The organism is Microcoleus sp. B3-D7, assembly GCF_036705305.1.
GTDB lineage: Bacteria > Cyanobacteriota > Cyanobacteriia > Cyanobacteriales > Microcoleaceae > Microcoleus.
In genome coordinates this window covers 39,407-48,894 of record NZ_JAUBUE010000048.1, presented here as the reverse complement: position 1 = coordinate 48,894, position 9,488 = coordinate 39,407, and the positions used below count along the sequence as shown (strand labels likewise).

5 protein-coding genes and 1 pseudogene are annotated in these 9,488 nt (G+C 46.0%); 1 reads left to right on the top strand and 5 read right to left on the bottom strand.

Annotated features, from left to right (window positions below):
* Positions 1 to 530 (bottom strand): annotated as a pseudogene (locus tag QUB25_RS24560) (hypothetical protein); the annotation flags it as partial.
* On the opposite strand from QUB25_RS24560, the gene QUB25_RS24555 reads away from it, so the two are divergent.
* The gene (locus tag QUB25_RS24555; RefSeq protein ID WP_333187108.1) at positions 517 to 1,707 is read left to right on the top strand and encodes an Ig-like domain-containing protein; all 1,191 of its coding nucleotides are present in this window, start codon (positions 517 to 519) and stop codon (positions 1,705 to 1,707) included. The pseudogene QUB25_RS24560 and the gene QUB25_RS24555 sit on opposite strands and share 14 nt — an antisense overlap.
* A gap of 256 nt (positions 1,708 to 1,963) precedes the next feature.
* Here QUB25_RS24555 and QUB25_RS24550 read toward each other — a convergent pair whose 3' ends face one another.
* The 4 genes from QUB25_RS24550 to QUB25_RS24535 form a co-directional block, all read right to left on the bottom strand.
* Positions 1,964 to 2,668, bottom strand: a complete 705-nt coding sequence (locus QUB25_RS24550) for a rhomboid family intramembrane serine protease (protein WP_333187105.1) — start codon at positions 2,666 to 2,668, stop codon at positions 1,964 to 1,966.
* A gap of 456 nt (positions 2,669 to 3,124) precedes the next feature.
* Entirely contained in the window at positions 3,125 to 4,222 is a 1,098-nt protein-coding gene (locus QUB25_RS24545; RefSeq protein WP_333187103.1) for a DJ-1/PfpI/YhbO family deglycase/protease, read from the bottom strand.
* Positions 4,223 to 4,359: 137 nt separating this feature from the next.
* Positions 4,360 to 5,118 (bottom strand): SDR family oxidoreductase, encoded by a 759-nt coding sequence (locus QUB25_RS24540; protein ID WP_333187101.1) that lies wholly within the window; start codon positions 5,116 to 5,118, stop codon positions 4,360 to 4,362.
* A gap of 361 nt (positions 5,119 to 5,479) precedes the next feature.
* On the bottom strand, positions 5,480 to 9,340 hold the full coding sequence (locus QUB25_RS24535) for a PAS domain S-box protein (protein WP_333187099.1): 3,861 nt from the start codon (positions 9,338 to 9,340) through the stop codon (positions 5,480 to 5,482).
* Positions 9,341 to 9,488: the final 148 nt, after the last annotated feature.

The window sequence follows — 9,488 nt, the reverse complement described above, 5'->3', positions numbered from 1 at the left end:
TCACCCGCAGCCTCACCGGGGACAAGTCCGGCAGCATCACCCGCAGCCTCACCGGGGACAAGTCCGGCAGCATCACCCGCAGCCTCACCGGGGACAAGTCCGGCAGCATCACCCGCAGCCTCACCGGGGACAAGTCCGGCAGCATCACCCGCAGCCTCACCGGGGACAAGTCCGGCAGCATCACCCGCAGCCTCACCGGGGACAAGTCCGGCAGCATCACCCGCAGCCTCACCGGGGACAAGTCCGGCAGCATCACCCGCAGCCTCACCGGGGACAAGTCCGGCAGCATCACCGGGGACAAGTCCGAATCCAACTCCAACCACAGAGCCCTTGCCGATACAGGTTCCGGGTACGAGTCCGAGTTCGAGTCCGAGTCCGACTGCGGGCGCGACAACTCCGAGTCCGAGTCCTTCGATTGTCCCGCTTCCAACTGCGGTGCCCCCAACTCCTCCGCCTTTGGGTGGCGGGCCGACTCCGCCGAGTTTTACATCTCCGACTCCTAACCAGCCGCCGCTCGTGGAAGCGGGCAAGACGGTGACTGGTTTGCAGAATTTGCCTCTGTCTCTGAGCATTTCGGCGCCCAGCGACCCGGAGGGCCAGCCACTGTCGATCGCGGTAGTCGGACTTCCCAATCCTACTTTTGGTCAGGTAATTACGGGTACGAACCCCGTCACCGTGAACCAAAAGCTAACCGTTCAGGATTTACTCGGGCTGAAATTTCAACCTGGAACAAACGTGATCGGGCAAGCCGGTTCTTTCAGCTACAGCGTAGCTGACGACCAAGGCGGCACGGCAGCAGCGTCAGTCGCAATTAACATCAATTCTTTTGATACCTCCGTAACTGTTCCAACTCTCCTGCCGCCGATTGCTGTGGAGGACGGCATCGTATTTACCAATACGAATAATTTGCTGCCCACTTTCATCGACGTACTGGCGAACGATTCCAGCCCGCAAAAAGGGACGCTTAGCATTATCAATGTCAGCACACCACAACTGGGGGCAGCTGTAAATCTTGTCTCTCAAGTGCAATTCATCCCCGGCAACGTAGCGGGTACAACTGCTTTCACCTACAGCGTCAGCGACGGATTCGGGACAATTCCGGGCGTAGGTACTGTCACCGTTCAAATCTTGCCTGCAGATAGCGGGCCTAACAATTTAGTTGGGGGTTCTTTGCCGGACAATTTGGACGGTTTGGCGGGCAGCGATACTATTGATGGTCAAGGCGGCAACGATACGATTAACGGCGGTGTGGATAACGACGTGCTCGTAGGGGGCCTCGGCGCAGATACCATGACAGGGGGCGGCGGCAACAATCAATTCCGCTATACCAGCCCTGCACAAGGTGGCCCTGCCTTTGATGCGGCTTCTTCGGCGGCGATCGAGGCTGCGATCGCGGCGGGCGGATACGATGTGATTACTGATTTTAGCGGTCTCGGTGTGCCGATCGCCGATCAGTTTAATTTTGCCCCCGGATTTGCGAATCTCAGCGGTAACACCCAAGTTCTGCTGAATGTGCAGACAACGGTTTCTGCAAATATTCTGGGAGGAAGTGCTTTCTTGTTTGCCTACGATTCCGGTGGCAATACTTACATCATTTATGACGGCAATGGCAATAACCTCACCGGCAGCGATTCTCGCATTTTGGCGAAGTTAAATGGTGTAACTGGGGTTTCTTCTCTTTCGGAATTTGATTTGACGTTTATCTAGGAAGATAAGAGGTTTGAAACCGCAGATTAACGCAGATAAACGCCGATTTTGTTGGCAGTTTATCTGCGTTAATTTTTGTTCACCGGCGGTGAAAAATTCAATCTCATTATCTTCAGAAAACAATCCCAACAAAGAGCCAAGCATAGCACCAAACTTTTAGAAAAATTAGAGGTTTGAAACCGCAGATGAACGCAGATAAACGCCGATTTCCTAAACAGTTTATCTGCGTTAATTTGCGTTCATCTGCGGTGAAAAATTAAATCCGATTATCTTCAGAAAAAAGCCCCAACAAAGGGCCGAGAATAGCGCCGAAAACAAAGCCGCCAGCGTGGGCCCAGTAGGCAACTCCCCCGGATTCCATGCCGACACTTGCCGGGGCATTTAAAGAAGCCAGGCCGCTCAATGCTTGCTGTGCAAACCAAAATCCTAGAAAGAAGAAAGCGGGGACTCTGACGGTGGTAAAAAAGATTCCCAGGGGAAGCAGCGTCAGAACTCTGGCTTGGGGATATCTGAGAATGTAAGCTCCCATCACGCCTGCGATCGCGCCGCTAGCACCTAGGGACGGAATGGCAGATGCTGAAGAAAAAAACCACTGAGTTAGTGATGCTAAAACGCCGCAAGTAAGGTAAAATAGTATAAATTTGACGTGTCCTAAACGGTCTTCTACGTTGTTGCCAAAAATCCACAAAAATAACATATTGCCGGCAATGTGCAGAAAGCCTGCGTGCAGAAATTGGGAGCTAATTAGTGTTGTCCATTCGGGAAATGGCGAAGTTGGCAGGGCAACCCGACACATATTGCTTAACTGGCAAGGAATTACAGCCCAAGAGTAGAAGAATTGGGTTAATTGTCGATCGCCCAAACTGAGTTCGTACAAAAATACTAATATGTTTGCGGCAATCAGCCCGTAGGTGACGTAGGGAGTGATAGTAATGGGATTGTCATCGCGTAAGGGAACCACAGCCTTTTTTTCCTCATCAAAATATTGGCAACACAGTAGCGCATTTATAGCCCAGGTGTCTCCTGTCTAAAGGAAGAGGGAAGAAGGCAATCGATTTTACATTTTAGATTTTAGATTTTAGATTTTAGAATTGAAGAAAGCGACTTGACGGATGTATGCGGGGGCTGGTTATCGGATACTAGATTTTTTTTTCTGCACGAATGAACCCGGGGGCTGGTACCGCCCCTGGGTGCCACAAGCTTCCTTCAAATCCGCCGTATTCCGCTGAAACAAAAATAAAACCCATTTAAGAAAACCCTCCACCTTGCAGTTAGTTGAATATCTGCTTTTTAGTGTTGGGTTTTATTTTACCGGAAAGGCGTATATTGTAGGATTGCAGAGCAAGTTTGTAGCTGCGATATTGGTGGGGGTTTTCACCTCTCAACAAAACTACAAACTTATTTATCCCCTTGCTGATTACATTTTTACAGCGGGGCTAGTCGAAGGTTTAGGCGACTTAATTTCCTGGGAAACTGCACGGGCGCGGTAGAGTTTAGCAACGACTTGCTCGCACTTGGACAAATCCGATTCTATCTCTGTCAAAATGGCAGTTGATACGGGATCTGTGAACTTCACCCGCAGGTTGTTGACATCGACAACACCGGTTTGCAACTCACCTAGAGTGCTCCGCAGCAAAAACGTTTCATCCGTTCCTTGCATCGAAGCTTTTAATTTAGCGTATTTGTCAGCAATTTGGGCAGGAATTGAGGGTTTTTCACCGAAATCGTTGAGGCGTTTTTCGAGAGCGAGGATGTGGTTCTGTTTGTTTTGAATCATTTCTCTCAAGAGCGATCGCAAATCGCTGTCTTGAGTTTTTTCCGCATAATTTTGAAACGCTTCGCAAGCATAGCGTTCCCCTGCGAGGGCGGTATTCAAACCTTTTACGATGTCGCCTTGTGTAGAGCCTCCCCAACCATTAGCTAATTTCCACCATTCTGCATTTGTGTCAGTTTCTTCTGGCAAACCGACTGCTTTCCCGCCGTAACCGAGGCGAGCCAGAATTGCCGTGGTAAATATTGCTAAATCTCCCGGTTGGCGGGAAGTAATCAAGTTGCCGTCAACTACTAAAGCTTCGTTAATGTAGTTAGCTCCGGCATTAATCATGTCTGTTTTAATTGCCAAGAAACCCGTCGCATTTTTGCCTTTCAGCAAGTCGGCTTCAATCAAAACTTGCGGGCCGTGGCAAACAGCAGCGACGATTTTTCCTTGCTCAAATGCTTCTCGTACAAAACGTACTGTATTGGGATTAGTCCGCATCATATCGGGAGCCATACCGCCGGGAATTATCACTGCATCGAATTCTGCGGGTACTGCTTCAGTGGTAGTTCCGTCAGCTTGCTGGGCAACTTTTCCTTGTTTCCCTGCATACTTTTCGTTTGTCCGCGAACCGAGGACAACTACTTCAAATCCTGCTTGTTTTAAGGCGTTGTAAGGAACTAGAAATTCCGAATCTTCTACTCCATTTTCGATGAGTATGGCAACTCGTTTGGTGTTGGTGCCGTTATCTGTTGTCATAATCAACTTTCCTCAGACTATCTTTTTATCTAACGCTAAGTGATTGATGGAGTTTTTAGCGTCTTGCTAAAGTGATAAATGAGTTAGTTTTAAAAGGTGTCAGCGTGAGCCTTCAGAGGTATTTTACAGTAATTGTCTCAATGCACGTAAGAAGCTCCATTAATGTCGATCGTAGTCCCGGTAGCGTGTGCAGCTAAACCCGACGCTAAAAACGCGATAACATTGGCAACATCTTGAGGAGGAGCGATTTTGCCGATCGGGATATCGCGAATAATATCAGCTTCACCGAACTCCTGAATAAACTGATTAGACATTTCTGTACTGACAAATCCTGGTGCAACTGTAAATGCCAAAATATTATCAGCCGCAAACGCTCTAGCAATGCTGCGAGTTAAAGCAACAATAGCACCTTTAGAAGCGGCGTAGTGCAGATAATTCGGGTCATCGCCGCGAAAAGCAGCGCGACTTGCTATATTAATAATTGTGCCTACTCTGCGAGTTTGAAAATGCAGGATAGATTCGCGGCACAAATCGGCAACGGCAACTAAATTTACTTGTAGAGTTTGCTGCCAAGCTGAAGACCAAATATCGAACTCGTCCTCTATACCCGCTGACTGCATAATCCCCGCATTATTAACTAAAATATCAATATGACCGCGCCATTTTAAAGCATCTCGCCACAAAGTCGAGGCCGCGTTTTCCACCCTCAAATCCGCTGCCAATAAATAACAGCGATCGCGCCCAACACTTCCTGCGATCGCTTCAGCTTCTTTCTGACTGCGAAAGTAATGCAAAATCACCTCGGCCCCAGCATTAACCAGAGTCCGCACCGTCACTGCACCAATCCCTTTCGAGCCACCTGTTACTAAAATTACTTTTCCGGTTAAATCAATCATTTCTCTATCTCTTTTCTCTTTCTCTGCACCCTCAGCACCCTCTGCATTTAATAAAAAGAATAAATCTCCTTCACATACGAAATAGAATTGCTATATGATACAGCACATTCCATCCAATGTGTATGCCATTTCCTCAAGCTGATGGATATCTGCAATAGACATCTCCAAAAACTTCCAAATCCTTTTCGATGTGGGTTTCTATGGGAAATATAGCTACTGCTGAACGCACTATAGGTTTTTTGTCCTTAAACTCGATATAGCTCTTCTCAGGTAGATGAGGTATGACTGACAACTTATATAACGACTCAAGAAGAGGGCTAAAGCCCAACTACGTACCTCATTTACTTGAGAACCGCTATAACTACAGTGGATTCGGCAGCAGAGGTCTAATTAACTCCATAATTCTATCAGAATTAAAATTATTGATATAATCGGTTAGTGCTTGAGCCAAACTTGCTTTGGATTCTGGAATTTGTACAATTAATTCATTCATAACTTCGGTATCGAGATAGTAAGCGGCATGATACATTTGTTCTAACCACTGAGGGGACATCATGGATAAATCTGCTGCAGACACCGTTTCAACTAATTGTTTTTGTGGAGTTTGTTCTACGACTTCGTAGATATATTGCACTGGCAAATATTTAGCGATTTTGTCAAAGATGTCTCTCTGCTGAAATGGCTTGCTTATAAAGTCGTTAAACCCAGCCATAACAACTTTCTCTCGCTCTTCTTCAAAAATACAGGCAGTTAAAGCAATAATGACAGTTTCTTTGCTCTGAGGGCGTTCTCTAATATATTTACTAGCTGTGTAGCCATCCACGATCGGCATTCGCAAATCCATCAGAATCAGGTGCGGCCGCCAACTCTCCCACAGCGAGAGTGCCTCTACTCCCTGTTTTGCTTCTCTCACCTCAAAACCAACCGAGGTAAGGAACTCGACTAACAAGCGACGATTTTCTTCTAAATCTTCAACAATAAGAATGCGGTAAGTCGGTTGTCCGGGAGCTAAACCAATTACTCTTTGATTATTTGATTCTGGGGGTAAGGAGTCTGCTTGAGGTAACTGTACAGGAATCTCAAACGAAAAAGTGCTACCTCGGTGCAAAGTGCTTTTAACGCGAATTTGACCGCCCATGAGTTTGACGAGTTTTTGACTGATGGCTAAACCAAGCCCACTCCCTTGACTCAAATTATTCCCAGCTTGGGCTTGCACAAATACCTTAAATAGGCTATCCATTTCTGTGGGGGCAATTCCCACGCCTGTATCTTCAACTTCAAAACATAGGTGACAGGATGTTGTGTCTCTTTGTGTTGCTCTTACCCGTAGGGTGACGCTTCCTTTGTTGGTAAACTTAATCGCATTACCGAGCAGATTGACAAGGACTTGGTAGAGTTTTTTATTGTCGCTATGCACAAATCTAGGAATGTCGGGAGCTAGATCGAAAATTAGTTGCAATTCTTTAGATTGGACTTTAACTTGGAACATTTCTTCAATAGAAGCCAGCAAATTTGTCAAACCAAAGTCAGAAAGATTGAGTGTCATCCGTCCGCTCTCTATTTTGGATAAATCTAAAATATCGTTAATCAAGTCCAATAAATGTCTACCGCTACGATTGACAATTTGTAAACGTTCTTGAATAGAAGGAGCCAGATTTCTCTCATAGCTCATCAATTGCGTGAAGCCCAAAATTGAGTTGAGGGGGGTGCGGAGTTCGTGGCTCATGTTGGCTAGGAAGACAGTCTTGGCTTGGTTTGCTTCATTTGCCTGATGAAATTCCAACTCAGCTTGTTTGCGATCGCTAATGTCAATTAAATATCCCAAGATTTCTACTGGTGTACCTGAATTATCTCGAATTAGCCTAAGCTGACTGAGCATCCAGCGATAAACCCCATCGGAGCGACGAAAACGGTATTCGTGTAAATAAAAATCATTAACCAATACATTTGGTAAGTCATTAAGTACGGGTTCTACATCATCTGGGTGTAAGTGATTCACCCAAAATTTAGAATCTTCTAAAAACTCGCTGCTTTCGTAGCCCAATATATCTTTGATATTTTCGCTGATGAACGTGGCTCCATAATCGCCAGCAGGTTTACTGCTAGAAATGACCACGGGGCTGTAGTTTAGAAGAAAATTGAGGCGATTTGTGGTAGCTTGCAAGGCTTGCTCAGCCAGTTTTAGCTCTGTTGCGTCCTCCTGAACGGCAACATATACAGTTCCGTATTCAGGATGCTCAAACCTGGATGTATGAACTCTGCACCAAAAGAGAGTTCCATCTTTCTTTCTATTGTGGACTTCATATTTCGCTTCGCCAGTCTGTTCAATTTGAGTGACGATATCTAGAACGGTTACATCTGGTGTAAAATTTGTATCGACATAATTCAAGACACCAAGGGCTTGACCTGCGAGTTCGTCCTCTGTGTAGCCAAACATAGCGTCAAAGGTAGGATTGGTGTAGACGAGCATGAGGTCTGAGGCTTTGATTAAACACACTCCTCCTGCCATGTTATTCATGATAACGCTTTGAAGCTCTAGCGTCTTTTGAGCTTCTTTTCGAGCGGTAATGTCTTGGATCTGAGCAATAAAATGCAGTGGATTTCCCTGTCCATCTTGTACTAGCGAGCCATCAAGAAGAATCCAAATAATATGTCCTTGTTTATGAAAATACCGTTTTTCCAGTTGGTAAGTTGAAATTGTTCCTGCTAATAGTTGATTTGCATAACTAAGATCCGCGTCTAAATCATCAGGATGGGTAATGTCTTGGAAAGTTAACGCTAATAACTCTTCTGAGGAGTAGCCAAGAATCTGACATAAGGCAGGATTGACTTTAACCCAGTGCCCATCAAGTGAAACGATCGCCATCCCGATAGAGGCATCTTCAAACGCATGGCGAAACTGCTCTTCACTGTTTCGTAAAGCCATTTCAATTTGTTTGCGATCGCTAATATCGCGCATAATAACAGTAAATACCGTTTCGTCTCCCATTTCCAGCTTAGAAATAGAGGCTTCAGCCGAAAACTGCGTTCCATCTTGACGACGACCCAAAATCTCGCCTCGTTCTCCCATCCTTCGCGCTCTGGTAGAAGACTGTGCAAATTGTTTGATATGCTGCGGATGTGCATCTCTAAACTGTTCTGGCAGCAGTAAATTCAGTGGCTTCCCTAAAATATCCTCAATTTTATAGCCAAACATCTTTTCGGCCCCTTGATTAAACAGGGTAATGCGTTGAGTGCGATCGACTGAAATAATTGCATCATTGGCGATTTCTAGAATTCCCGCAAAACGAGCCTGCGATTTTTGTAAAGCATCTGTTCGTTCAGCCACAAGAATTTCTAAAGTTTCGTTAAGTTTTTTAATTTCTTTTTCCGCTTTTTGGCGCCTGTAATCTATCTGGTTTAAAGAGCGAGCCGTCCCCAAGATGAGAATTGAGAACGTGACAACCATAACAGTTGAACGCAATGTATAGCCAAAATTAACGTTATACCAGCCTAAATTTTGTCCCTGAAGAGTCAACCAGTTCAGTGTCACTGGAAAGATTGTCCCCCAAGGCAGCAACCACCGAACCATTACTCCGCCCACCAGAGGACTGTTTACTACTTGCATTAATCCTTGTTTGGGGCGGAGCCATAAAATTCCTCCATAGAGGATGAAAAAGGTGGCGATCGTGTTTACGGGTTGAGTCGTCGTAATTGTGGCCAAACGTTCAAGAATATCGACATGGAATAAGTGCGCAAATAAAGCTAGTAAAGAAATTAAAGTTGCAACACTACTAAAAATCTGAGCAAACCAAGTATCGCGTCGGGAATTTTGCCCTAATAGTAACAGTGCTAGTCCCATCAGCACAAAATTTAGGGCGGTATTTAGTCCCATTCTTCCCGGATAAGGAGTCGCTGAAGACACAAAATCTCGGAAAAGCCACTGATCAATACCCAGCTTCCAACCAAAAATATACTGGCTCAGCGTCAGCAGACCCATGATGATTATCAATCCTGCCATCCCTTGAGCGATGCGATTTTGCAGTCGGGTTCTTTGGTACTGCAACAATTTCAAAGACACTCCAGCCAGCAAAAAGCAAATTGCCGTGTTTGCTTTCATGGTCGAAGCCATACCGGGAAAACCGCTTTTGAGTAGCGAGATGTCAAATTGCCAACCCAGTAGCACGAGACACCCGATCGCCATGACGAGTAGACTTGCCATTTGAGAAATCCGCTTGTTCATAAATCGGCTGCTGGGGTTGAAATACTCTTCTTCTGATGTTAGGCGAAGCGAAGAAGGGCAACCACGGGGGGACTGCCCCTAACCGAACTATTCAGATTTTGTAGGGCTGCGCCCCCTTGCCACCCCAATCTATCGGGGATCGCAGGAC